The sequence below is a fragment of the Planomonospora parontospora genome, assembly GCA_014647935.1.
Classification (GTDB): Bacteria; Actinomycetota; Actinomycetes; order Streptosporangiales; family Streptosporangiaceae; genus Planomonospora; species Planomonospora parontospora.
This window is the reverse complement of the sequence record BMQD01000006.1, coordinates 60,012-84,222: the sequence shown is the minus strand read 5'-3', so window position 1 is coordinate 84,222 and position 24,211 is coordinate 60,012. Positions and strand designations below refer to the sequence as shown.

General features: G+C 75.3%; 15 protein-coding genes. 8 read left to right on the top strand and 7 right to left on the bottom strand.

What is annotated here, in order from left to right:
* Window positions 1-86 precede the first annotated feature (86 nt).
* Entirely contained in the window at window positions 87-1,028 is a 942-nt protein-coding gene (locus tag IEZ07_RS11415; RefSeq protein WP_191894729.1) for an ABC transporter permease, read from the bottom strand.
* A complete protein-coding gene (locus IEZ07_RS11410) occupies window positions 1,025-3,865 on the bottom strand; it encodes an alpha/beta fold hydrolase (RefSeq protein WP_191894728.1) in 2,841 nt (946 codons plus the stop codon). The genes IEZ07_RS11415 and IEZ07_RS11410 overlap by 4 nt, the downstream gene beginning before the upstream one ends.
* A 190-nt stretch (window positions 3,866-4,055) precedes the next feature.
* Between IEZ07_RS11410 and IEZ07_RS11405 the strand changes: the two genes are divergently transcribed.
* Together IEZ07_RS11405 and IEZ07_RS11400 are read left to right on the top strand one after the other, a co-directional pair.
* On the top strand, window positions 4,056-6,371 hold the full coding sequence (locus IEZ07_RS11405) for a xanthine dehydrogenase family protein molybdopterin-binding subunit (RefSeq protein WP_191894727.1): 2,316 nt from the start codon (window positions 4,056-4,058) through the stop codon (window positions 6,369-6,371).
* 148 nt (window positions 6,372-6,519) lie between these two features.
* Entirely contained in the window at window positions 6,520-7,692 is a 1,173-nt protein-coding gene (locus IEZ07_RS11400) for a hypothetical protein (protein ID WP_191894726.1), read from the top strand.
* On the opposite strand, the gene IEZ07_RS11395 is transcribed toward IEZ07_RS11400, so the two are convergent.
* The 5 genes from IEZ07_RS11395 to IEZ07_RS11375 all read right to left on the bottom strand — a co-directional run bounded on the left by IEZ07_RS11395 (window position 7,650) and on the right by IEZ07_RS11375 (window position 12,697).
* Window positions 7,650-8,681 (bottom strand): CopD family protein, encoded by a 1,032-nt coding sequence (locus IEZ07_RS11395; RefSeq protein WP_191894725.1) that lies wholly within the window; start codon window positions 8,679-8,681, stop codon window positions 7,650-7,652. The two genes, IEZ07_RS11400 and IEZ07_RS11395, sit on opposite strands and share 43 nt — an antisense overlap.
* Entirely contained in the window at window positions 8,678-9,289 is a 612-nt protein-coding gene (locus tag IEZ07_RS11390; protein WP_191894724.1) for a copper resistance CopC family protein, read from the bottom strand. Before IEZ07_RS11390 ends, IEZ07_RS11395 begins: the two co-directional genes overlap by 4 nt.
* Window positions 9,290-9,492: 203 nt before the next feature.
* The gene (locus IEZ07_RS11385; RefSeq protein ID WP_191894723.1) at window positions 9,493-10,767 is read right to left on the bottom strand and encodes a 2-oxo acid dehydrogenase subunit E2; all 1,275 of its coding nucleotides are present in this window, start codon (window positions 10,765-10,767) and stop codon (window positions 9,493-9,495) included.
* Window positions 10,764-11,777, bottom strand: coding sequence for an alpha-ketoacid dehydrogenase subunit beta (locus IEZ07_RS11380; protein WP_191894722.1), 1,014 nt, complete (start codon window positions 11,775-11,777; stop codon window positions 10,764-10,766). Before IEZ07_RS11380 ends, IEZ07_RS11385 begins: the two co-directional genes overlap by 4 nt.
* Window positions 11,774-12,697, bottom strand: a complete 924-nt coding sequence (locus IEZ07_RS11375; RefSeq protein ID WP_239319831.1) for a thiamine pyrophosphate-dependent dehydrogenase E1 component subunit alpha — start codon at window positions 12,695-12,697, stop codon at window positions 11,774-11,776. The genes IEZ07_RS11380 and IEZ07_RS11375 overlap by 4 nt, the downstream gene beginning before the upstream one ends.
* 545 nt (window positions 12,698-13,242) lie before the next feature.
* Here IEZ07_RS11375 and IEZ07_RS11370 point away from each other — a divergent pair.
* From IEZ07_RS11370 to IEZ07_RS11345, 6 genes are all read left to right on the top strand, one after another.
* Window positions 13,243-19,107 (top strand): non-ribosomal peptide synthetase/MFS transporter, encoded by a 5,865-nt coding sequence (locus tag IEZ07_RS11370; RefSeq protein ID WP_191894720.1) that lies wholly within the window; start codon window positions 13,243-13,245, stop codon window positions 19,105-19,107.
* Window positions 19,104-19,283 (top strand): MbtH family protein, encoded by a 180-nt coding sequence (locus IEZ07_RS11365; RefSeq protein WP_068898470.1) that lies wholly within the window; start codon window positions 19,104-19,106, stop codon window positions 19,281-19,283. Before IEZ07_RS11370 ends, IEZ07_RS11365 begins: the two co-directional genes overlap by 4 nt.
* Window positions 19,280-19,525, top strand: a complete 246-nt coding sequence (locus IEZ07_RS11360) for an acyl carrier protein (protein ID WP_068898468.1) — start codon at window positions 19,280-19,282, stop codon at window positions 19,523-19,525. Before IEZ07_RS11365 ends, IEZ07_RS11360 begins: the two co-directional genes overlap by 4 nt.
* A gap of 110 nt (window positions 19,526-19,635) precedes the next feature.
* A complete protein-coding gene (locus IEZ07_RS11355; protein WP_191894719.1) occupies window positions 19,636-21,105 on the top strand; it encodes a class I adenylate-forming enzyme family protein in 1,470 nt (489 codons plus the stop codon).
* Between the two features lies 1 nt (window position 21,106).
* Entirely contained in the window at window positions 21,107-22,786 is a 1,680-nt protein-coding gene (locus IEZ07_RS11350) for a condensation domain-containing protein (RefSeq protein WP_191894718.1), read from the top strand.
* Window positions 22,783-24,186 carry a condensation domain-containing protein gene (locus IEZ07_RS11345; RefSeq protein WP_191894717.1) on the top strand — a complete coding sequence of 468 codons (1,404 nt, stop codon included), beginning with the start codon at window positions 22,783-22,785 and terminating at the stop codon, window positions 24,184-24,186. Before IEZ07_RS11350 ends, IEZ07_RS11345 begins: the two co-directional genes overlap by 4 nt.
* Window positions 24,187-24,211 lie beyond the last annotated feature (25 nt).

The following is a 24,211-nucleotide window of genomic DNA, read 5'->3' as shown; positions in this document are numbered from 1 at the left end:
CCGTCGTCTTCGCCGCTCCGGCCGCGTAGGCGTCGTCCTGTGGATCCGGAGCGCCGGCCCTTCCGGGACCCGCGCTCCGGACGGACCTAGGAGACGACGTCCCTGCGCCGGAAGCGGCGGAAGGCGAAGGCGGTCAGCACGGCCGCGTAGGTCACCGACACGGCCACGCCCTTGACCATGCCGCCGAAGTCGGGCTCCGGCGCCAGGGCGTCCAGCCAGGCCGTGTTCCAGAACGTCGGCAGGAACTCCCGGAGCGAGCCGAGCGCGTCCACCGCCTGCAGGATGGTGCTCACGATCACCAGGCCGACCGCGCCGCCGACCGCGCCCAGCGGCGAGTCGGTGCCGACCGAGAGCAGGAAGGCCAGCGCGGCCACCACGAGCTGGCTGACCAGCACGTAGCCGATCACGACCGCGAACCTCGGCAGCACGTCCAGCGCGGCGATCGTCTCGCCCGTGCCGGGCACCCGGACGTCGTTCCAGCCGAAGGCCAGCGTCCCGGCGAGCAGCGCCATCACCGGCAGGCAGACCACCGCCGCCGCCGAGTAGCCCAGCGCGACGACCAGCTTCTGGCGCAGCAGCCGGTCCCGGGGGATCGGGGCGGCCAGCAGGTAGCGCAGCGACGACCAGCCGGCCTCGCTGGCGACCGTGTCGCCGCAGAACAGCGCCACCGCGACGACCAGCAGGAAGCTCGCCGACACCGAGAGCGCGAACGCGGCGAAGTTCAGGCCGCCCTCGGTCGCCAGGTCGGAGATGCGCAGGGACGACGCCCCGGGACCGCCCGACCTGACGCCGATCTTGAACGCGATCACCAGGATCCAGGGCAGCGCGAGCAGCAGCCCGAACATCACCATCGTCCGGCGCCGCCTGAACTGGCGGACGATCTCCACCGCCAACGGCAGCGTGCGCCCCGGCGCGTAGCCCCGCGCCGAACCGTCGTCGTTCACGCCCCGCGCACCGGTCCCCCCGGCCGCGCCGTCACCGGTGCCTCCGGTGGTGAGCGCCGTGCCGGCGCCGCCCGCGTCCTTCATCGCTTCTCCCCGATCAGGTCCAGGAACACGTCCTCCAGGCGGGTGCCCGGCGCGCCCGCCGGCACGCGGGCGCTCAGCAGGTCGCCCACCGGACCGGCCGTGACGAGCCGGCCGCGGTGCATGACCACCACGTGGCTGCACGTCTGCTCCACCTCGGCGAGCAGGTGGCTGGAGACGATGACGGTACGGCCCCGCGCCGCGTAGCGGATCAGGACCTCGCGCATCTCGCGGATCTGGGGCGGGTCCAGGCCGTTGGTGGGCTCGTCGAGCACGAGCAGGTCGGGCAGGCCGAGCATGGCCTGGGCGATGGCCAGCCGCTGGCGCATGCCCTGGGAGTAGGTCCGCACGGCGCGCTCCAGCGCGGAGCCGAGCCCGGCGATCTCCAGGGCCTCCTCCAGGCGGGCGTCGGCTGCGGGGCGGCCGGTCGCCTTCCAGTAGAGCTCCAGGTTCGCCCGGCCCGACAGGTGCGGCAGGAATCCGGCGCCCTCCACGAACGAGCCCAGCCGGGACAGGACCGGCGCACCGGGCACGACCCGGTGGCCGAAGATCCTGATCTCGCCCGCGTCGGGGTGGATCAGGCCCATCATCATGCGCATCGTGGTGGTCTTGCCCGCGCCGTTGGGACCGAGCAGGCCGAGCACCTGGCCCTGCTCGACGGTGAACGACAGGTCGTCCACCGCCCGCTCGCCGTTGCGGTAGGCCTTGGTCAGCCCCTCGATCCGCAGCGGCACCGCGTCCAGGGCGGGGACGTGCTCGCGGGCGGGACGGCGGCGGCCGGTGAGGATCAGCGCCGCCGCGGCGGCCAGCGCGGCCAGCGGCAGGGCCCAGGTCCACCAGGCGGGGCCGGTGGCCGGGGTGCGCAGCGCGGCGTGCACGGGCACGGTCAGCTCGGGGGAGGCCAGGGCGACGGTGTAGACGGCCGGGGCCGCGGGGGTGCTGTAGCCGAGGTCGGTCGTGGTGAGGGCGACGCGGAGCCGGTGCCCGGCCTCGAAGCGGTGGTCGACGGCGGGCAGGGTGACCGTGGCCTCGGCGGTGCCTCCCTCGGGGACGGTGATCCGCACCGGGGCGACGAGCCCCTCGGGCAGGATCGGCGCGGAGGCGCCGCCGTTCACGTCGTACAGCTTGGCGAACAGCGTCACGTCCCGCCCGGCGCCGGCCTGCTCCGCACCCCCGGCATTCTCTGTGTCCCCGGTGTCCCCGGTGTCCCCGGCGTCCTCGCTCTTCCCGGCGTCGCCGCCGGAGGCGATCCCGACCCGGACCCGGACGGTGGAGCTCCCGGTGACCTGGAGCGGGGCGCGCAGGGGAGCGGACTCGAAGGCCGCGCTCTGGCCCGCCATGTCGATCGACAGGCTCAGGTTGCCGGAGCCGGTCAGGCCGCCGAAGCCGGGAACGGCCGAGATCGAGGAGGGGGAGCCGCCGGGCGGGTTGGCCACCGGCTGCTCGGGACCGGACAGGGGGACGGTGGTCGTGGAGGTGCCGGACAGGCCCGGGTAGACGCCGGCGGTGGCGTGCAGCCGGACCGGGCGGCGGGTGCCGGGGTCGCGGCCGCCGTCACGGGTGACGGTGAACACGCCGACGCCGGGCGGGCCGGCGGGGGCGCCCGCTCCGGCGGACGCGGCGGCGGTGTTCTCCGCGGCGCCGCCGTTCCCGGAGCCGACCGTGTTCCCGGAGCCGACCGTGTTCCCGGGGGCGGCCGTGTTCCCGGAGGCGCCTGCGGAACCCGCCGCGGCGTCCTTCAGGTAGTGGTCGAACCAGTCCAGGGTCTGCTCGTGGAGCCAGTCGACCTCGCCGTCGCCGCCGTCGTGGCCGCCGTCGAACCAGGCGACGTGCACCGGCGCGCCGGTCGCGGCGATGGCGCGCGCGTTGGCGTCCGCGTGCCCCAGCGGGAACAGCGAGTCGCGCCGCCCCTGCAGCAGCAGGGCCGGGACCCTGATCCTGCCCTGCACCGAGACCGGGCTGGACCTGCGCAGGGTCTCCACGGCGGCGGCGGTGGCCCGGCCGGTCTCGGCGACCTGCTGGTACATGTCGCAGATCTCCGGCAGGAACCGGCCGCACCGGACCTCCTCGGCCGTCGGCGGCCGGGCCGCCCGGCGGCCCTCTCCGGCCCCGGAGGCCCCGCTCCCGTCCTCGCCGTCCTGCCCCTCCCCGGAGCCCTGCCCGCCCTGGCCCGAGAGGGCCGCCAGGCCGGCGCCGGGCTGCGGGCCGCCCCGGCTGAAGAACAGCCCGGCCCACATGCGCTTGAACACGCCGCTCTCCGGACCCTGCCCGGTGGCGTTGGGGAACAACGCGTCGGCCAGGTCGTACCAGGTGATCTGGGGGACGATCGCGTCGACGCGGTCGTCGTGGGCGGCGGCCATCAGCGCGATGGCGCCGCCGTACGAGCCGCCCGCGATGCCCACGCGCGGGTCGCCGCCCGCGTCGAGCCGGACCTCGGGCCGCTTCGCCAGCCAGTCGACCAGCTGCCGGACGTCCTTGACCTCGTAGTCGGGGGAGTTGAGCGCGATCTGCCCGGTGGAGCGGCCGAAGCCGCGCGCCGACCAGGTCAGCACGGCGTAACCCTCGCGGGCCAGCCGCAGCGCGGCGTCGCGGACGCTCTGCTTGCTCCCGCCGAAACCGTGCGCGAGCAGCACCGCGGGGGCCTTCCCGCCCCCGGCGGGCGGGAAGAAACTCGTGTCGAGCACGACCCGCTGGTCGTCGGCCGGGCCGTCGACCACGGTGATCATCTGGTTCTGGACCCGCACCTGCGGCTCCGACGGCCACACCAGCCACCCCGCGACGCCGGCGACGAGCACGGCGGCCACCGCGATCCAGACGGTCGCCCTTCCCCTGAGCTTCATGGGCTGGAGCCTACTGTCCGAAACCGAGTGCTCCCTGAGAGGAATCTCAGCCGGACGGCCGGTCCGGCCGTGTGGGCGGACTTCTCCGGCCGGATATCGGCCGCGCGCCACCGGGTCCTGAGGGCGTCCGTATCCCGCCGCGCGGGGCCGGGCCGTTGGCGGGAGCCGCCGCGCCGTTCAGAATCGGGTGATGAGCGATGATCACCGTTATGTCGGGGCGCGGGTCCCGCGCCGGGAGGACGCCCGGCTGGTGACCGGGCGGGCGCGGTTCACCGGGGACGTCCGCCTGCCGGGCACGGCGCACGCGGTCGTGGTGCGCAGCCCGGTCGCGCACGGGCGGCTGACCCGGTGCGACGTCAAGGCGGCGCTGGCCGCCGACGGGGTGCTGGACGTGCTGACGCCCGCGGACGCCGCCGGGGTGCGGCTGCCGTGCGTGGCGCTCGCCCCCGGCCAGCGGATGGCGGACTACCCCGTGCTGGAGGAGACGGTCCGCTACGCCGGGCAGCCGGTCGCGCTGGTGGTGGCGCGCACCGAGGCGGCGGCCCGCGACGCGGCCGAACTGGTCGACCTGGACTTCGAGGAGCTGCCCGCGGTGGTCGGCGCGCACCTCGCGCTGGCCGCCGGGGCTCCCCTGCTCCACCCGGAGTGGGGCGCCAACCTGGTCACCGACTTCGCCCTCGGGGACCCGGCCGACGAGTGCGAGGCCGCCATCGCCGCCGCCGGGCACGTGGTCGAGCTGACGACCCGGCTGGGCCGGGTCGCGCCGTACCCGGTGGAGCCGCGCGGCGTCGTGGCCTCCTTCGAGGACGGCGCGCTGACCGTGTGGACCTCCACGCAGGCGCCGCACCACGTCCGCGACCACGTCGCCGCCGCGCTCGGGCTCGGTTTCGACCGGGTGCGCGTGCTGGCGTGCGACACCGGCGGCGGGTTCGGCGGCAAGGAGCACGTCTACCCCGACGAGACGCTGGTCTGCCTGGCGGCGGTACGGCTGGGCCGCCCGGTGCGGTGGACCGAGTCGCGCGCCGAGCACCTGACCGCCACCCTGCCGGCCCGGGACGCCGTGCACCGGGCCAGGCTCGCCTTCGACGGCGACGGCCGGTTCCGGGCGCTGCACTGCGACATCCTCGGAGACCTGGGTGCGCACCCGTCCAACGTGGGCATCTCCCCGATCGCGGTCACGGCGGTCTCGCTGCCCGGGCCGTACCGGTTCGACCGGGCGGGCGCGCGGGTGCGCGCCGTGGTGACGACCACCACGCCGACCGGCTCCTACCGGGGGTTCGGCCAGCCCGAGGCGACCTGGACCCGGGAGCGGCTGGTGGACGAGGCCGCCCGGCGGCTGGGCGCCGACCCCGTCGAGCTGCGCCTGCTCAACCTGCTCCGCCCCGACGAGCTGCCGCACACCTCCCGGACCTGGCAGCCCTACGACTCCGGGGACTACCCGGCCGCGCTGGAGAAGCTGCGCACGATGGTCCGGGAGGGCCGGCCGGCGCGCCCGGCCGACGGGCGGCGGCGCGGGATCGGGTTCTCCTGCCACGTCGAGTCCACCGGCATGGGCCCCTCGGAGGCGATGCGGCAGGCGGGCATCCAGTCCGGCGGCTACGAGACCGCGGTGCTGCGCATGGAGCAGGACGCCTCGGTGGTGGTCGCCTGCGGGGTGGCGGCCATCGGCCAGGGCATCGAGACGGCGCTGGCCCAGTTGGCCGCCGACCACACCGGGGTGCCGCTGGAGCGGGTGCGGGTGCTGCTGGGGGACACGGCGGCCACGCCGTACTCGCCGGTGGGCTCGATCGCCAGCCGGTCGCTCGTGCTGGGCGGCGCGGCGCTGGTCGGGGCGGCGGCACGGCTCCGCGAGAAGATCGTCGCGATCGCCGCCCACCAGCTGGAGGCGGCCGCCGGCGACCTGGAGGTCTCCGGCGGGGCCGTGCGGGTCAAGGGGGACCCGTCGGCCCGCCGCACGCTGGCGGAGATCGCGCTCTCGGCGTGGCGGGCCTGGGACCTGCCGGAGGGCATGACGCCGGGACTGGAGGAACGGGTGACCTACGACCCGGCGGCCTACACCTACGCCTTCGGCGCGCACGCGGCGGCGGTGGCCGTCGACCCGGAGACGGGCGCGGTCGAGGTGGAGGGCTACTGGGCGGTCAACGACTGCGGCGTCGTGGTGAACCCGGCGATCGTCGAGGGGCAGATCCGCGGCGGCGTCGTGCAGGGCATCGGGATGGCGCTGACCGAGGAGGTCGTGTACGGGCCCGACGGGCAGCCCGCCGCCGACTACCTCCCCCCGTACGCGCCGGACGCGCCCCCGGTCGAGGTGGCGCTGATGCGGACGCCGTCCGCGGTGACGCCGGGCGGCATGAAGGGGGCGGGGGAGGCGGGGATCATCGGGCCGCCCGCGGCGGTCGGCAACGCCGTGGCCGCCGCGCTCCCCGAGGCCGCCGACCGGATCACCGCCACCCCCCTCACCCCCGCCGCGGTCTGGTCGGCCCTGTCCGAGCCGGGGGACGGGTAGAGCGGAGGTGGTCTCCCGTCCGTGCCGCGGTACGGCGCCGCCGGGACCGCCGTGCCGTACCGGAACAGGCATAACTTGGGGTTGTATGGCGAAACCCGGGGATGTCCCCGATTGCGGTCTTCGTAAACGCCGGGCATCATTTCGACGCGTGAAGCCTGCGAAAAGCCTGAGAAGAAGAGCCGCGTCGGTCGCCGCCTGGGCTCTGCCGTACTGGACCCGGGGGAAGGCCGGCCGGGAGACGCCCGCGGACCTGTTCCGCGTCCTGTACCTCGGGTGGGTGGTCGCCTTCTGCTTCAAGGTGCTGGGGGCGTCCTGGGACGTCTCCTGGCACTTCAAGTGGCTCCGCGACGACCTGGCGCCGCCGCACCTGCTCAACAGCGTCGGCACCGCCATCGTGGTCGCCCTGACCATCGTGCACGTCTACACCGGCTACGGCGTGGACCGCACGGCGCAGCGCCTCATCCAGTGGGGCACCGGCCTCTTCCTGGTCGCGGTGCCGCTGGACCTGATCAACCACCGCGTCAACGGGCTCGACATCACCTCGTGGAGCCCGTCGCACATGCTGCTGTACATCGGCACGTTCTTCATGATCTGCGGGGTGATCCGGGGCTGGTTCATCGGCGCGCCCCCCGGCCGCACGCGCACGCTCGTCCTCGGCGGGCTGTTCGTGTTCATGTTCGAGAACGTCTGGTTCCCCGCCCAGCACCAGGAGTACGGCGTCTTCGCGATCAGGTCGTGGGACGCGGGCAAGCCGGAGGCCGAGCCCATCCTGCTGCAGTTCGCCGCCGACCAGATGGGCCGCGGGGTGGACCGGGAGATGGCGGTCAACTTCGCGCTCCCGGTGCCCGACCAGGTCTACCCCCTCTACGGGGTGGTCGCCGCGATGATCGTGCTGGTCTTCGCCCGCGCGATGATCGGCCGCAGGTTCGCCGCCACCGCCGTGGTCGCCACCTACGTCGCCTACCGCGCGCTGATCTGGCCGATCCTGGCGGTGGCCGACTTCCCGCGCTCGGCGGTGCCGGTCTTCCTGATCGCCGGGGCGCTCGCGATCGACCTGGCGTTCCTGATCCGCATCCCGGTCGTCCGGGCGCTGGCCGGCTCGCTCGTCGCCACCCTCGCGGTGGACCTGGCGCTCCGCTCGCAGCACTTCTGGGCGTCCCCGCCGCTGATCTCCCCGGTGACCATGGCCGCCGGCGGGGCCGCACTCGCCGCCCTGTGGCTGGGCGGCGAGTGGTTCCTCGGCCGCTACCGGCTGCGGGCCGCCGAGGAGAACGAGCCTCAGGAGATGGTCGCCGTGGTCAGCGCCACGGCCACCCCGTAGGCGAGCCCCATCACGGTGAGCTCGGCCGCCGCCCACGCGGCGACCGCCGTCGCCTCCTGCCGCTCGACGCGCGGCAGGAGGCGGAACCGGATGTGGGCGGCGAGCGGGACGAGCAGCGCCACGCTCACGGTCTTGGCCACCACGAGCAGGCCGTACTCGCTGGTCAGCAGCGAACCGGGCAGTGCGGTGCCGGGGGTCAGGGCGATCGTGGCCAGGCCGTTCACCAGCCCGGACAGGGTGACCACGGCGAGCGCGAGGCTCGCCAGCCGGGAGAACCTCGGCAGGACCTCCGCCAGCAGCCCGCGGTCCCGCGCGACCAGCAGCATGACCGTGAGCAGCCCGCCGGTCCACGCCGCCGAGCCCATCACGTGCAGCTCCATCGAGATCATGATGGGGTCGTGCCAGACCGAGTCCACCGCGTGGCCGGTGACCGGGATCGGCAGCAGGCCGAACAGGGCCACCAGGATCCGCAGCTCGGCCGGGACCTTCTCGCCGAACCGCACGGCCAGCAGCCCGATCCCGGCGTAGGCCAGCGCGCAGGCGGCGCTGAACAGCATGCCCTGGCCCGCGCCCACGTTGTCGACGTACTCGGCGATCATGCCGGGGGTGGGGACCGACCCCGGGTTCAGCTCGGCGGTCTGGAACACGATGACGGTCAGCGCCAGCAGCGCCCACGCCCAGGCGAACGAGACGGCCATCGGCCGGGCCCGGCGCATCACCGGCTCGGTGCGCTCGGGCTCGTCGAACCCGAGCAGCTTCGGCAGCAGGCTCAGCCCGACCACCGCGACCGCCGCCAGGTCCAGCAGCACCCGCAGCACCGGCAGGCCGTAGGCCACCACCGGGCCGGGCAGCTCGATGCCGGGCACCGCCTCCTCCGCGCCGAGCGCGGTGGCGACGACCACGGCGAGCAGCGCCCCGGAGACGAGCCCGCCGGTCAGCAGCCTGCGCACCGCGACCGCCTCGGGGGCGCGTTCCGCGACGGCGGTCACGGCGCCTCCGTCCGCTCACGGGTGCGGCGCATCGCCACCACGGTCGCGCCGCCCAGCAGGACCAGGGCCGCGGCGATCCAGACGACCGCCATCCCGGCGCCGCCGTTCTGCGCGGCCTCGGCCGCCTGCGCGCTCAGGCCGGGGTTCTCCGCGGGGTCTCGTGCGGGGTCCTGCGCGGGGGCGCCGGAGGCGGCGGGTACGGCGGAGGCCGACGCGGCCGCGGCCGGCTGCGCGGAGCCCGGCCCCGCGGCGGTCAGGGTGAAGGCCACCTTGCCGGAGACCGGGTGGCCGTCGGAGGAGAGGATCCGGTAGCCCACGACGTACTCCCCGGCCGGGCCGAGGGGCCTGACCCCGACGCTGACCTTCGCGCCGTCGACGGCGGTCTTCCCCTCCTCCCACCGGGTGCCGTCCGGGCCGGTCAGGGTGATCTGCGCGAAGCCCTGCCGGGCGGGCTGGTCGAAGGTGAGCGTGATCCTCTCCGGCCCGGAGGCGATCGAGGCGCCGTCCTCGGGATCGCTGCCGATCAGTACGTTGTGGGCCTGGGCCGGGGCGACCGCGCCGAGCAGCGCGGCGCAGGCCAGCAGCAGGACCGTGAGTGACCGCCTCACCGATCGAGACCTTCCGTCGGGTTCGTCATGACCCGAACATATTCGCACTTCAGGCGCGCACCCCGGGAATCGGCGGCCGCCGGGGTGCGCGGGACGGCCCGGCGGCCCGGCGCCGTCGGGAATTCGGCCCCGGGGCCCGGGCGACTCCAGAGCCGCCGGGAGTTCAGTCCTCTGACCCGGACGACTCCAGAGCCGCCGGGAGTTCAGTCCTCCGATCCGGGCGACTCCAGGGCCGACCGCAGCGCGCCCAGGAACTCCGCGGCCTCGCGGCCGTTGACGAACCGGTGGTCGTAGGCCAGGCCGAGGGAGACGACCCTCCGGGTGGTGAAGACGCCCTCGGCGGTCTCGACGACCTCGGGGCGCGGGGCGGTGAGGGACAGGGCGCAGGTCTGGCCGGGGAAGACGACGGGGACGGCGGTGACGACGGCCTCCTCGGTGTGCAGGGTGACCATGATGGAGCCGCCCCGCAGGTCGTCCTCCCGGAAGCTCCCGTTCAGCGCCGCCTGGCGCAGCCGCATGAGGTCGCGGGCGATCTCCGCGAGCGGCCGTCCGCCCGCGTCCTTCACCACGGGCACGACCATGCCCCGGCCGACGTCCATGGTCACGCCCACGCCCACACCGGCGGCGGGCAGGCGGGCCCGGTGGGCGCCGGCCGGGGAGGCGAAGCAGAGGGGGAAGCGGTCGAGCAGCCCGCCGGTCGCCTGGACCAGCAGCTCGGGCAGGCCGATGAGGGCGCGCAGCCGCCTGGTCTCCTGCCGGGCGAACGCCAGCGCCTCCGTCACGTCGACCCGCATCGCGGTGAACGCGGCCGGGATCTCCCGGTGCGAGCGCTCGACCACCTCGGCGACCCGCCGCTGGGCCCGTGACAGCTCGACCAGGCCGGTCCCCTCCCCGCCGTCCCGCTCCGCGGCGGTCTCCGGGCCTGTGGTCTCCGTGTCGGCGGCCTCCGCGCCGGAGGCGGGGACCGGCGGCTCCGGCGCGGCGGCGAGGACGGACGCCGGTCGGGGGACGGCCCCGGCCGCGGGCAGGAGGCGCTCCAGGTCGGAGCGGCGGACCACCTTCACCCCGAGCGCGGCCACCTGCTCCACGGAGATGCCGTGCTCGTCCATGAACAGCCGGGCGGGTGCGGTGATGACCGGCGCGCCCGCCTCCGTGCCCGTCTCCGCGCCCGTGCCCGTCTGCGCGCCCGCCTCCGTGCCCGTCTGCGCGCCCGTGCCCGCCTCGGGGCCGGGGTCAGGGGCGTCGCCGTCCGCGCCGAGCCGGGCGATGACCTGGCCGGGCGCGCACTCGGCCCCCTCGGGCAGCAGGTGCCGCAGCACCCCGTCCTGCGGGGCGGTGAGCTCCTCGACCGCCTTGGAGGTCTCCAGCTCCGCGATCGGCTCTCCCGCCCGTACGGCCTCACCGTCCTTGACGGTCCACGCCGTCAGCAGGTAGACGCTGTCGTTGTTGTTGAGCTTGGGCACCGGGATGTCGGTCAAGAGAGGGCCTCCGTGATCGCGCGCTTGATGTGGTCCGGCTGCAGGAGGACCTCCCGCTCCAGGTGCGGGGCGGCCGGGATGACGCTCGCGGCGGCGCTGAGCAGGGTGATCGGGCGGCGCAGCGCGGGCCAGAGCCGGGGGTAGAGCACCCGGGCGACCTCCGTCCCCCAGGTCCCGCCCTCGGAGCCGTCCTCCGCGACGCACACGTGCCGGGCCCGCTCCAGGCCGGGCAGCTCGGGCACCGGGTACAGCCGCGCCGGGACCAGCAGCTCGCAGAGCAGGTCCTCCTCCAGCAGCAGCTCCCGCGCGGCGGCCAGCGCCCGGTGGGCCAGCCCGCCGGGAACGACGAGCGTGCAGTCGGGCTCGCCGCCGCCCTCCACGAAGACCCGGGCGGTGCCGCCCGTCCCGTCCGCGCCGTCGGTGCCGCCGGTGAGCTCGTAGCGGAAGAGGTCGTCCACCACGCCGCCGGTGAACATCCTGCGGGTGTAGAGGACCTTGTCCTCGAAGAGCAGGCAGGGCTGCCCGAGCGCGAACATGGCGGCCAGCAGGTCGCCCGCGTCGTGGAACGGGGTCAGCTCGAACAGGTGCAGGCCGGGCACGCCCAGGAAGTGCTTCTGCGGGCTCTGGCTGTGGGTCGGGCCGTAGCCGCGCCCGCCCCCGGAGGGGCAGCGCACGACCAGCGGGATCGGCACGGGCCTGCCGTACATGGTGGTGGACTTGGCGGCGAAGTTCACCAGCTGGTCGAAGGCGAGGGCGGCGAAGTCGGCGAACATGATCTCGACGACCGCCTTCTCCCCGGCCAGCGCCAGGCCGGCGCCGACCCCGACGATCGCGCCCTCGCTCAGCGGCGTGGAGCGCACCCGCTCGCCGAACCGGTCCGACAGGCCGCGGGTGACCTTGAAGGCGCCGCCGTACGGGTCGGCGATGTCCTCGCCGAGGACGTGCACGTCCGGGTCGGCGGCCAGCAGGTCGTGCAGGGCGCGGTTGAGGTGCTCGGCGACGCGGGTCACGGGCGCTCCCAGACGGAGAGCGGGCGGGCGGCGACCTCGGCGGCGACGCGTTCGACCAGTTCGGCCGCCTCACGGTCGAGCCGGTCGAAGAGCTCGGGGAGGAGCCGCGCGTAGCGGGTGTGCCAGTCGTGGTCCGCGGCCAGCGCGATCTCCTCGGCGCTCCGGGTGTCGTCGCCCTTGCTGTGCGGGCCGATCCGGTGGGTGGCGAACTCCACGACCAGGGGGAGCGACTCCTCGCGCACCCGGCCGACCAGGGGCGCCAGCTCGGCGCGGATCTCGGTGATCTCGGTGGAGGCCGTGCGGTGGTGCGGGACGTCGAACGCTGCGGCGCGGCCGGCGACGGTCCCGGCCATCTGCACGCGGGTCGGGGTGGACTGGGCGATGCCGTTGTGCTCGACGACGACCAGCAGCGGCACCCGCCAGAGCCGCGCCATGTTGAGCGCCTCGTAGACCGATCCCTCCCCCCAGGTGCCGTCGCCGATGTAGGCGCAGGCCAGGGCACCGCTCCCCTGCAGTGACAGCGCCGCGCCGACCGCGACCGGGAGGCTCTCGCCCTGCACGCCGGTGGACAGGAAGCGGCGGTGGTAGACGTGCTGGCTGCCGCCGACCCCCGCGCACAGCGCGCCCTCGCGCCCCATGATCTCCGCCAGCAGCCCGTACGGCTCCGCATGCCGGGCCAGGAAGTGGCCGTGGCCGCGGTGGTTGCTGAAGACGAAGTCGTCGTCGCGGAGCAGGGGGGCCAGCGCGACCGGCACGTACTCCTGGCCCAGGCAGGTGTGGGTGGTGCCGCTGAGCTCGCCGGCCTCGAACAGGCGGAGCAGGGTCAGCTCGAAGTGCCGGATGAGCAGCAGGCGCCGCAGGTCGTCCTCCGGAGGGGGAGGGGCGTTCCGCGGGCCGGCGGAGGGGATGGTCACGGTCACGTGTGCGCTCCTGGCGTGGGCGACCGCGGGCATGGCTCGGCCGCCCTGAATGAGAGGACAGGGTGGGAGCGCTCCCATCGGAGCGTAGAAGGCGCCGGGGAACGCTGTCAACGGATCTGTGAGACCGGAAAAACTTGGTGAAACCGGCAAAACCGTCTTTTGTCTAAGAAGTGGACTAACTACTTCTTTACTGCGTTTGTCCATAACCGAAAACATCGGAGAAATCTTGACGGCCTTGTCAGTACATACCTAGCCTCCTCCGTGGGAACGCTCCCACCGCACTGAACCGAACACCTGTACGAGAAATCCCGCCCTCCGGGGCGGTCTCGTCGGCTCATCGGAGCCTCCGCACCACCTCCGACCCACCCTGGCCGCCGTATCGAGCGGCCGGTGGTCACCTCTGCTCGATCCCGCGCGGGACCGGCACCCTCTCCAGGCCGCCCTGTCCCTCGCGGCCACCGCTCTCCGGGACCGCCCCTGAAGGGCGGTCCCGCCCATGAACCCGGGAACGCGGCAGCGTTCCCCCGCCGCAGCACGGAGGTGCCGTGACGCACACCGCCCTGTCGCCGGCCAAGCAGGCGCTGCTCGCCCAGCGCCTGGGCGGCCGTGCCGTCACCGCGGCCATCCCGCCGCGCCCGCCCGGCACCCCGCCGCCGCTCTCCCCAGCGCAGGAGCGGCTGTGGTTCCTGGAGCAGTACGCTCCGGGCACGGCGGCCTACACCGTGGCGTTCGCCGTCCGCCTGGAGGGCGAGATCGGCGAGGAGGCCCTGCGCCGGGCGCTGACGGAGGTCGCGACCCGGCACGAGAGCCTGCGCACCCGGCTGGTCACCACGGCCGACGGCCGCCCGGAGCTCGTCGTCGACGACCTCCCCGCGGCGGAGCTGCGCGTCGCCGACGGGGCGGAGGGCACGGCCGCGATCGACGAGGAGCTGGCCAGGCCCTTCGACCTGGAGCGCGGCCCCCTGCTCCGGGCGCTGCTGGTCCGCCTCGCACCCGGCGCCCACGTGCTGCTGCTCACCATGCACCACGCGGTGACCGACGGCTGGTCCTGCGACGTCGTCATGGAGGAGCTGCTCGCCCTGCACGCCGCCCACCTGGCCGGGAGCGAACCGCACCTGCCCTCGGTACGGCTGCAGTACGGCGACTACGCGCACTGGCTGCGCGAGCGCGCCGGGGACGGCTCCCACGACGCGGACGTCCGCTACTGGCGCCGCAAGCTGGACGGGCTGCCGCCGCTGGAGCTCCCCGCGGACCTGCCGCGCCCGGCCGAGCAGCGCTGGGAGGGCGCCGCCTGCGGCCTCGACCTGGACGCCGAGCTCAGCGAGGCCGTCGCCGCGGTGGGGCGCGCCCACGGCGCCACGCCGTACATGACGCTGCTGGCCGCCTTCCAGGTGCTGCTCGCGCGCTACTCGGGGCAGCACGACTTCGCGGTCGGCTCGCCGGTCTCCGGGCGGGACCTGCCCGAGCTGGAGCGGGTGGTCGGCGTCTTCGTCAACTCCCTGCCGATGCGCGCCGACCTGTCGGGCGACCCCACGTTCGCCGAGCTCCTGGACCGGGTGCGGGAGACGGCGCTGGACGCCTACGCCCACCAGGCGCTCCCCTTCGACCGGCTCGTCGACGAGCTGGGCGTGGAGCGGGACGTCAGCCGGTCGCCGGTGTTCCAGGTGATGTTCGCGCTGCAGAACTACCGGTCCAGGCCGCTGGACACCCCGGGCCTGACCATGAGCCCGTTCCCGATCGAGACCGGGGTCAGCCGGTTCGACCTGGCCGCGTACCTGTTCGAGACGCCCGAGGGGCTGCGCGGCCAGCTCACCTACAGCACCGCGCTGTTCCGCCCGGACACCGTCGAGCGGATGGCGGCCTGCCTGGAGAGCCTGCTGCGGTCGATCGTGGCCGACCCCGGGGCGCGCATCTCCGAGCTGGAGCTCCTCCCGGCCGAGGAGCGCCGCCGGGTGCTGGCCTTCGGCGAGTCCGTCCCGGCGACCCGCTTCGACGCGGAACTGGTCCACGAGGCCGTCTCCGCGCAGGCCGCCCGGACGCCGGACGCGGTCGCGGTCGTCGCGGGCACGGAAGGCGCGGAAGGCGCCGGGGGCGCCGGAGGCGCCGGGAGCACGGTCTCGCTGACCTACGCGGAGCTGGAGCGGCGCGCCGGGCTGCTCGCGCGCCGGCTGCGGCGGCGGGGGGTGGCGGTGGGCGACCGCGTCGCGATCTGCCTGGAGCAGTCGGTGGACCTGGCCGTCGCGGTGCTCGGCGTGCTCAAGGCCGGCGCCGCCTACCTCCCGCTGGACCCCGACCACCCGGCGGAGCGGCTCGCGTTCGTGCTCTCCGACGCCGGCGCCGCCGCGGTGGTCACCTGCCCCGAGCTCCGCGACCGGGTCCCGGACGACCTGGCGGCCGTGTGGGTCGCGGAGGAGGAGCCGGAGGACGGCACCGGCGGGACCGCCGGACCCGGAGCCGTGCCCGGGGACGCCGGATCCGCGGCGGGCCGCGCGGACGGGGACGACCTGCCGCCGGGCGGCGGGGCCGTCCCGGGCGACCTGGCCTACGTCATCTACACCTCCGGGACCACCGGGCGGCCCAAGGGCGTGGCCGTACAGCACCGGGAGGTCATGACCTACCTGGCGGGCGTGCGCGAACGGCTGGCGGTGGAGCCGGGAGGCTCCTACGCGCTCCTGCAGTCGCTGGCCTTCGACTTCGGCGTGACCGTCTTCTACCTGTGCCTCATGACGGGCGGCACGCTCCACCTCGTCCCGCCCCGTACGGCGGGGCGCGAGCTGGCCGCCTACCTGCGCGAGCACCGCGTCGGCCACCTCAAGATCACTCCGTCCCACCTGGCGGCGCTGCTCACCGACACGACCCCCGGCGAACTGCTCCCGAGCGAGCTGCTGATCCTCGGCGGCGAGGCCGCCCCGCAGGGCTGGGCCGCCGAGCTGGCCGCGGCCGGCCGGTGCCGGGTCGTCAACCACTACGGCCCCACCGAGGCCACGGTCGGCGTCACCACCTACGCGGTGGAACCGCCCGCGGGGACCGCCCCGGGGGCCGGTCCCCGCCCCGCTCCGCGGGACACCGCGCGCGCCTCCGGGACGGCCCCGGGCTCCGGTACGGCCCTGCCGATCGGGACCCCGCTGCCCGGCGCCCGCGTCCACGTGCTCGACGACGCCCTGCGGCCGGTGCCGGTCGGCGTCCCCGGCGAGATCTACCTCGGCGGCGACCGCCTGGCCCGCGGCTACCTGGGACGTCCCGGGCTCACCGCGGACCGCTTCCTGCCCGACCCGGAGGGCGGGCCGGGCGCCCGGATGTACCGGACCGGCGACCTCGGCCGCTGGCTGCCGACCGGGGACCTGGAGTTCCTCGGCCGCCGCGACCTGCAGGTGAAGATCCGCGGCTACCGGGTGGAGCTGTCGGAGGTGGAGGCCGTGCTGGCCGAGCACCCCGGCGTGGCGCACGCGGTCGCGGAGCTGCGCGGCGAGCGCCTGGTCGCCTACCTCGTCGCCCCCGCCGGAGCGACCCGGCCGGACCCGGCCGAACTGCGGTCCTGGCTGGCCGAGCGGGTCCCGGACTACATGGTCCCGGCCCGCCAGGTCTGGCTGGACGAGCTGCCGCTGAAGTCGCACGGGAAGGTCGACCGGTCCAGGCTGCCCGAGCCGGAGGCCCTCGGCGGCGGGGACGGCGGAGGGCCGGCCGAGTTCACGCCGCCCGCCCCCGGGGCGGAGGAGACCGTGGCCCGGATCTGGGCCGAGGTCCTCGAGATCGACCGGGTCGGCGCGCTGGACGACTTCTTCGACCTGGGCGGCCACTCGCTGCTGGCCATGCGGGTCATCGCGCGGCTGCGCAGGGAGGTCCCCGAGCGGACCGTGACCGTGCTGGAGCTGTTCAAGCACCGCACGGTCCGGGACCTGGCCCGCCTGCTGGAGGGCGGGTCCGGCGGCCCGGCCCGGCTGCTGCACCGCCTCACCCCGGCCCGGACGGCCGCCGCGACCCTGGTCTGCGTGCCCTTCGGCGGCGGCAGCGCGGTCGTCTACCAGCCGCTGGCCGACGCGCTGCCCGCCGACTGGGCGCTGTACTCGGTGGCGGTGCCCGGTCACGAGCTGGGGGAGGAGGCCCGGCCGGTCGAGGAGGTCGCGCGCGGGTGCGCCGAGGAGATCCTCGCCGGGATCACCGGTCCGCTGGTCCTCTACGGGCACTGCGGTCTCGGCGTGATGCTGGCGGCGGAGACCGCCCGGCTGCTGGAGGCCGCCGGACGTGAGGTCGAGGCGGTCTACCTGGGCGGGGTGTTCCCGTTCGCCCGCCCCGGGCGCGGCCTGGGCCGGCTCGGCCACCTCATGGACCGGCTCACCAGCGACCAGGGGCGGATCAACGCCCTGGCCGCCGCCGGGCTCGACGTCGAGGAGTTCGAGCGCGACCAGCTCAAGCTGATCATCCACAACCGCCGCGAGGGCACCCGTACGGCCGAGCGGTACTTCACCCGGCTGTTCGAGGAGCAGACCGGCCGCCTGCGGGCACCGGTCATCGCGGTGGCGGGGGAGCGGGACCCGGCGGTGGAGTTCTACCAGGAGCGCTACCTCGAATGGCTCCGGCTCTCCGACACGGTCGCCTGCGTCGTCCTCGACGAGGCCGGGCACTTCTTCGTCAAGTACCGCGCGGACGAGCTCGCCGACATCCTGACCGGGACCCACCGGGCCCTCGCCTCGGGCGGGACGGCCGAGCTGGAGCGTACGGAGGAGTCCACCTGGTGGCTCCAGGGGGTCACCCGCGCCGGGGAGGAGGGCGGCGCCGCGACCGGGGACGGAGCGACGGCCGCGGGGAGCCCGGACGGTCCGGACGAACCGGACGGATCGCACCGGCCGGGCGGGAAGGGCCGGAAACGGGAGCCGGACGCGGGCGGGCGCGGGGCGCGGGCCCCCGGTGCGACGGACATCGGCATGCGGCGCTTCCTGCTCGTCTCGACGGGACAGCTCGTCTCGATCACCGGATCGGCGCTGACCGAGTTCGCGATCCCGCTCTGGATCTACACCACCACCGGGTCGCTGGCGCGGTTCGCCCTCTTCGCGGTGCTGGGCCTGGTGCCCGGCATGCTGGTGGCGCCGCTGGCCGGGGCGATCGTCGACCGCTACGACCGGCGCCGGGTCATGCTCTGCGGCGACGTCGCCGCGGGCGGGACGCAGCTCGCGCTGGGCGTCCTGCTCTGGACCGGCAACCTGGAGATCTGGCACATCTACCCGCTGCTGGTCTGCCTGTCGATCGCGCTCACCTTCCAGCGCTTCGCCTACGGCTCGGCCATCCCGCAGCTGGTGCCCAAGCGGTTCCTGGGCCACGCCAACGGCGTCGTGCAGACGGCCAACGGCACCGCCCAGCTGATCGTGCCGCTGGTCGCGACCGGCCTGATGGCCACCATCGGGCTGGAGGGCATCCTCATCATCGACGTGGCGAGCTACGCGGTCGCCACGCTGATCCTGCTCTTCGTCAGGTTCCCCGCCGCGATGCCGTGGCGGCGCCGCGAGGGCGTGGTCACCGAGATGATGAACGGCGTCCGCTACTCCTGGGGCAACCCCGGCTTCCGGAGCATGCTGCTGTTCTTCGCGTTCCTCAACGTCTTCCTGTCGCCGCTCTTCCTGATGATCTCCCCGCTGGTGCTCTCGTTCGCGACGCTCGACGACGTCGGCCGGGTGTCGTTCGGGGGCGGGCTGGGCGTCCTGCTCGGCGGGCTGCTGATGACGGTCTGGGGCGGGCCGCGCCGGCGCAGGCTCCATGGGGTGCTGCTGGCCACGCTCGCGCTCTCGGTCTTCTGCCTGCTCACCGGAGTGCGGCAGGACCTGGTCGCCATCGCGGTGGGCGCGTTCGGGATGTCGTTCTGCCTGACCCTGCTCAACGGCGTCTACGCCACGATCATCCAGGTCAAGGTGCCGCAGCGCTTCCACGGCCGGGTCATCGCGCTCAACACCCTGGTCGCCTGGTCCACGCTGCCCATCGGCTTCGGCTTGGTCGCACCGTACGGCTCGGAGGTGTTCGAGCCGCTGCTGGCGCCGGACGGCCCGCTCGCGGGCACCGTGGGCGCGGTGATCGGCGTCGGGCCGGGCCGCGGCATCGGCTTCATGTACGTCTGCTTCGGCCTGGCCATCGCGGCCATCGCGCTGGTGTCCATGCGGGTGCGGGCGCTGGCGCGGTTCGACGCCGAGGTCCCCGACGCGGTCCCGGACGACCTGGTCGGCGCCGAGGCGCTGCGCGACCGCCTGCGGGCGGAGCGGCGCACGGACGGCACGGCGAAGGACGCGGCGGAGGGCACGGACGCGCACGGCACGCCGAAGGACACGGCGGAGGGCACGGACGCGCACGCGCACGGCACGCCGAAGGACGCGGACAAGGCGAAGGACACGGACGAGGACACGGACAAGGAGGAGGTCCCGGTATGAGTTTCCTGGTGGTGCTCAACGAGGAGGAGCAGTACTCGGTCTGGCCCGCGGACCGGGAGCTGCCCGAGGGCTGGCGGGCCGAGGGGTTCGCGGGGGAGCGGGAGGAGTGCCTCGCCCGCATCGAGGAGGTCTGGACGGACATGCGCCCGCTCAGCGTCCGGCGGGCGCACGGATGACCGGGCAGGTGGCGTCCCGGCTCGCCGAGATGGTCGAGGCCGCCTCCGGCGGGCGGCTGCCCGCCGGAGAGGTGCTGCGCTCCGAGGGCTCCCTGGCAGCCCTCGGGCTGGCCTCGCTGGAGCTGCTCCGGCTGGTCGACGCGGTCGAGGACGAGTTCGGCGTCGTCCTCGACCTCGGCGGCGGCGCCCACCTCGACAGCTTCCCGCTGCTGGCCGGCCACGTGGCGGAGAACCTGCCGTGACCCCGCAGTCTCCGCAGACCCCGGAGCCCTCGCCGACCTCGCCTGCCCCCTCGGCCCCCCGGACTCGGCGGACCTCCCCGGCCACCCCGGTGCCGCGGACGGTGCCGGAGATGCTGGCGCTGCGCGCGCAGCAGGAACCGGAGCGGACCGCGATCGTCGTCGAGGGCGAGGGGACGCTGACCTTCGGCGAGTGGGAGCGGCGCTCCCACGCCATCGCGCAGGGGCTCCTGGGCCGCGGCGTGCGGCCGGGCGACCGGGTCGGGCTGCTGTTCGGCAGCCGGGACTGGGCCGACTTCGCCGTGGCCTACTGCGCGGTCCAGCTGGCCGGGGCGGTGGCCGTGCCGCTCTCGGACCGGCTCGCCCCCGCCGAACTGCGGTACATGCTCGGCCACTGCGAGGCCTCCGCCGTCCTGTGCGGCCGGGACCTGGAGGCCCCGGACGGCGACCGCTGGACGGCCGCGCCCGCGGAGCTGGAGGACGCGGGGAGCGGACCGACCGGCGTGCGGGTCGCCCCGGAGGACCTGGCCCAGATCCTCTACACCTCCGGGACCACCGGCACGCCCAAGGGTGTCGGCGCCTCCCACGCCAACCTGGCCTTCGGCTGCGAGACCCGCCCGAACCGCCGCCGGTTCGGGCACTCGCGCCACCTGCTGCACGCCTTCCCGATCGGCACCAACGCCGGGCAGACGATGCTGCTCAACGCGCTGGACGCCCGCCCGGCGATGCTGACGCCGGCCCGCTTCACGCCCGGCCGGTTCGCCCGGCTGATCGAGTCGTACGGGGTCGGCACCGTGTTCCTCGTCCCGACCATGGCGATCGAACTGCTCAACGCCGGTCTGCACGAGCGCCACGACTTCTCCAGCGTGGTGCTGCTGGGCTCGGCCGCCTCGGCCCTTCCCCCCTCGGTGTCCGTACGGCTCACCACCGCCTTCCCCAACGCGACGGTGACGAACTACTACACCTCGACCGAGGCGGCCCCCGCCCAGACCATCATGATCTTCGACCCGGCCCGGCCCGGCGCGCTCGGGCGCCCGGCGTCCGGCGGCGCGCTGCGCGTCGTCGGGCCGGACGGAGAGCCGCTCCCGCCGGGGGAGACCGGCGAGGTCTGGATGCGCTCGCCCGCCCCCCGCTCCTACTACCGCGACGAGCAGGCGAGCGCCGAGGCGTTCCGCGGCGGCTGGGTGCGGATGGGCGACCTGGGCTACCTGGACGCCGACGGCTACCTCCACCTCGTCGACCGCGAGGGCGACGTGGTCAAGTCCGGGGCGTTCAAGGTCTCCACGCTGCAGGTGGAGGCCGCGCTGTACGAGCATCCGCAGATCGCGGAGGCCGCGGTGGTCGGCGTCCCGCACCCGGTGCTGGGCACCGCGATCGCCGCGGCCGTCGTGCCCCGCTCCGGCGGGGAGGTGTCCGTCACGGACCTGCGCGCCTTCCTGATGGAGCGGCTGGCCGGTCACGAACTGCCCGAACGGGTGCTCGTCGTGGACGTCCTGCCCAAGAACCAGTCAGGAAAAGTCATCAAAAGGGAGTTGCGGGGGCTCTTCGGCGCCGCCGCGACGGGTCGTACGGAAGGCACGTGAGATGTCGGTACCGCTGGTAGACGAGTCGCACCGGGCGTCCCTCGCCCAGCACGGAATGTGGGTCACCGAGCGGGCGGGCGCCGGCGGCGCCGTCTACCGCATGCCGCTGGCGGTCCGCTTCGACGGCCCGCTGGACGCGGACGCGATGCTCGACGCCTGCGCGGCGGTGGTCCGGCGCCACCCCGTCCTCGCCTCCGTGCTGGCCGAGCGGGACGGGCAGGTGTGGGCGGCGCCCGGCGAGGCCCCGCCGCCGATCCTCTTCGAGGACCTCTCCGGCGACGCCCCCGGCGCGCAGGAGCCTCCCGCGGGCGCCGGAAGCGCCGCGGACCCGGCGGGCGAGCCCGGCTCGCCGGAGTGGCTCGCCGCCCGGGTCGCCGCGGCCCCCCTCGACCTGGGGACCGGGCCGGTCTCGCGGTTCACCCTGTTCCGGCTGGGGCCGCTGAGCCACCTGCTGCTGGTCGTGGCCCACCACGCCGTCTTCGACGGCATGTCCAAGGACGTGCTCCTGCGCGACCTGGCCGCCGCCTACAACGGGGAGGAGCCACCCCCGCTGCCGCTCCCGTACGGCGAGGCGGCCCGCGCCGAGCAGGAGCGGGTGGACGCCGGGCTGGACGCGGCGGCGGAGTTCTGGCGGTCCCGGTGGCACGACGACCGGGAGGTCGCGCTCCCCGGGGCCACCGGCTCCTCGCTGCGCGCGGCCCCGGGCGAAGCGGTGGAGCTCGACCTCGGTGACGAGGTGGCCCAGGCCGCCGGGCCGCTGGGCGTCACCCGGTTCGAGTTCCTGATGGCCGCCCTGCACGTGCTGCTGCACGCCTACGGCAACGAGCGGGTGACGGTGGCGGCGGACCTGTCCACCCGGACCGAGCAGACCCGCGACCACGTCGGGCTCTTCGTCAACGAGCTCCCGGTGGTCTCGGTCCCGGACGGGACGTTCGCCGAGTTCGCCCGCTCCCTGCGGGAGGAGCTGCGCGCGCTCTACCGGCACCGGGAGGTCCCGCTGGCCCGGGCGCTGGGCGGGATCGGCCCGCGCAGCGCCCTCACCCCGGTCTCGGTGAGCTACCGGACGCGGCCGGGCGCCGACCCCGTCTTCACCGGGCTCGACGTCTCCGTCGACTGGGCGATGTTCAACGGCGCGGTCCGCAACACGCTGCACCTGCAGGTCGTGGACGCGCCCTCCGGGCTCTCGGCGGTGCTGCTGTTCAACCCCGCGGTCCTCGGCCGCGCCGGCTGCGAGGCCGTCGCGGAGCACCTGCGGGCCCTGCTGCGGGGCGTCGCCGCCCGGCCGGATGCCCCGATCGCGGAGCTGCCGCTCCCGGCGCGCGCCGCCGGACCGGAACGCGCCGCACGGCAGGGCGGTGAGCCGGGAGCCGCCGGCGAGGGCGCTCCGGCGGCGGCTCGGGAGGTCGCCGGTCCGGCCGCCGCCGCAGGGCCCGGGGGGAGCGGCGCGGCCGGGACGGAGGACGCGCTGGTCGAGCAGGTCGCCGCGATCTGGTGCGAGGCGCTGGAGGTGGACGAGGTCCGGCCGGACGACGACCTGTTCGACCTCGGCGGGCACTCGCTGACGATCACCCGGATCATCGCCCTCGTGCGCGACCGGATGGGCGTCGAGCTCTCCTTCGAGGTGTTCATCGACGACCCCACCGTGAGCGGGGTAGCCGACGAGATCGCCAGGTCCCGATGACGGCCGGAGCCGTACCGGAGCGGGCGGTGCCGCTGGAGTTCGCCGGGGCGCGCGGCGGGCGGGCCCCGCTCGCCTGGGGCCAGCGGGCCTTCTGGCGGCTGATCCGCTGGCTGGACGAGGGCGACCCGTACTACAACCTGCCCTGGAGCCTGCCCGTCTACGGCAGGCGCGACCTGGACACCGTCCTGGGCGCCCTGCGCACGCTGGTCGAGCGGCACGAGAGCCTCCGCACGACCTGGACGGAGACGCCGGAGGGGCCGGTCCAGCAGGTGATGCGCGAGGGCGTGCTGACGGTCGGGGTGCTCGACGCGGGGGAGGCCAAGCCGCTCGCCGCGGCGCGGGAGGCCGCCGCCGGACTGGCGGCCACGGCCTTCGACCACGCGGCCGAGCCGCCGATCCGGTGCGCCGTCGTCACCGCCGGGGGACGGCCCCGGGCGGTGGCCTTCGCCCTGTCGCACCTGGCGGTGGACGCCTGGGCGCTGGAGATCCTCGCCACCGAGTGGCGGGCCCTGCTCGCCGGGGAGGAACTGCCCGCCCCGGCCTGGCAGCCGCTGGACCAGGCCGCCCTGGAGCAGGGCGCCGGCGCGGCCCGGGGCGAGCGGGCGCTGCGGCACTGGCGTGCCGAGCTGGAGCGGGCCCCGATGACCCTCTTCGACTTCCCCGGGCGGACCCCGGAGGAGCCGAGGTTCGTCAAGGTGGGCATGGAGTCGGCCGCCGCGGGCGTGGCCGCCCGGACGCTCGCGGCGCGCTGGTCGGTGAGCACCTCCAGCGTGCTGACCTCGGGATGCGCCGCGGTCCTGGCGGCGCTGACCGGGCACCGCCGGGTGGCGATGCAGCTCATCGTGGCCAACCGGCACGACCCGCGGACCGCGGGCATGGTCGGCACCGCCGTACAGGACGGGCTCTTCACGCTGGACCTGTCCGCCGGGACGTTCGCCGACGCCGCGCGCGCCGGGCACCGGCAGGCGCTGACCGCCTACCGGTACGCGCACTACGACCCGGCCGCGATGGCGGCCCTGCGCGAGGAGATCGGCCGCGCGCGCGGCGGTGCCGTCGACCTGTCGGGTTACTTCAACGACACCCGGCCCACCGGCGACTGGCCCGGCCTGCCGCCCGGCGACCCGGCCGAGCTGACCGGGCGGACCCGGACCTTCCCCGTCGGCGCGTGGCCGATGGTGGACGCCACCGCCTTCTTCGCCGCCGGTCCGGCCGCGCACACCTGCCGGCTCGACCTGCTGGTCGACACCGCCCTGCTGTCCCGCGACACGGCGTACGAGCTCCTGCACGCGGTGGAGACCCTGCTGGTCCGGAGCGTCGCCGGGGACGTGCCGCTCGACGGGGTCGCCGAGCTGTGCGGCGTCACGCCGGTGGACCGTCCCGTGCCGGAGGCCGCGCCGTGACCGGGGAGACCCGTGGGGGAGGCCG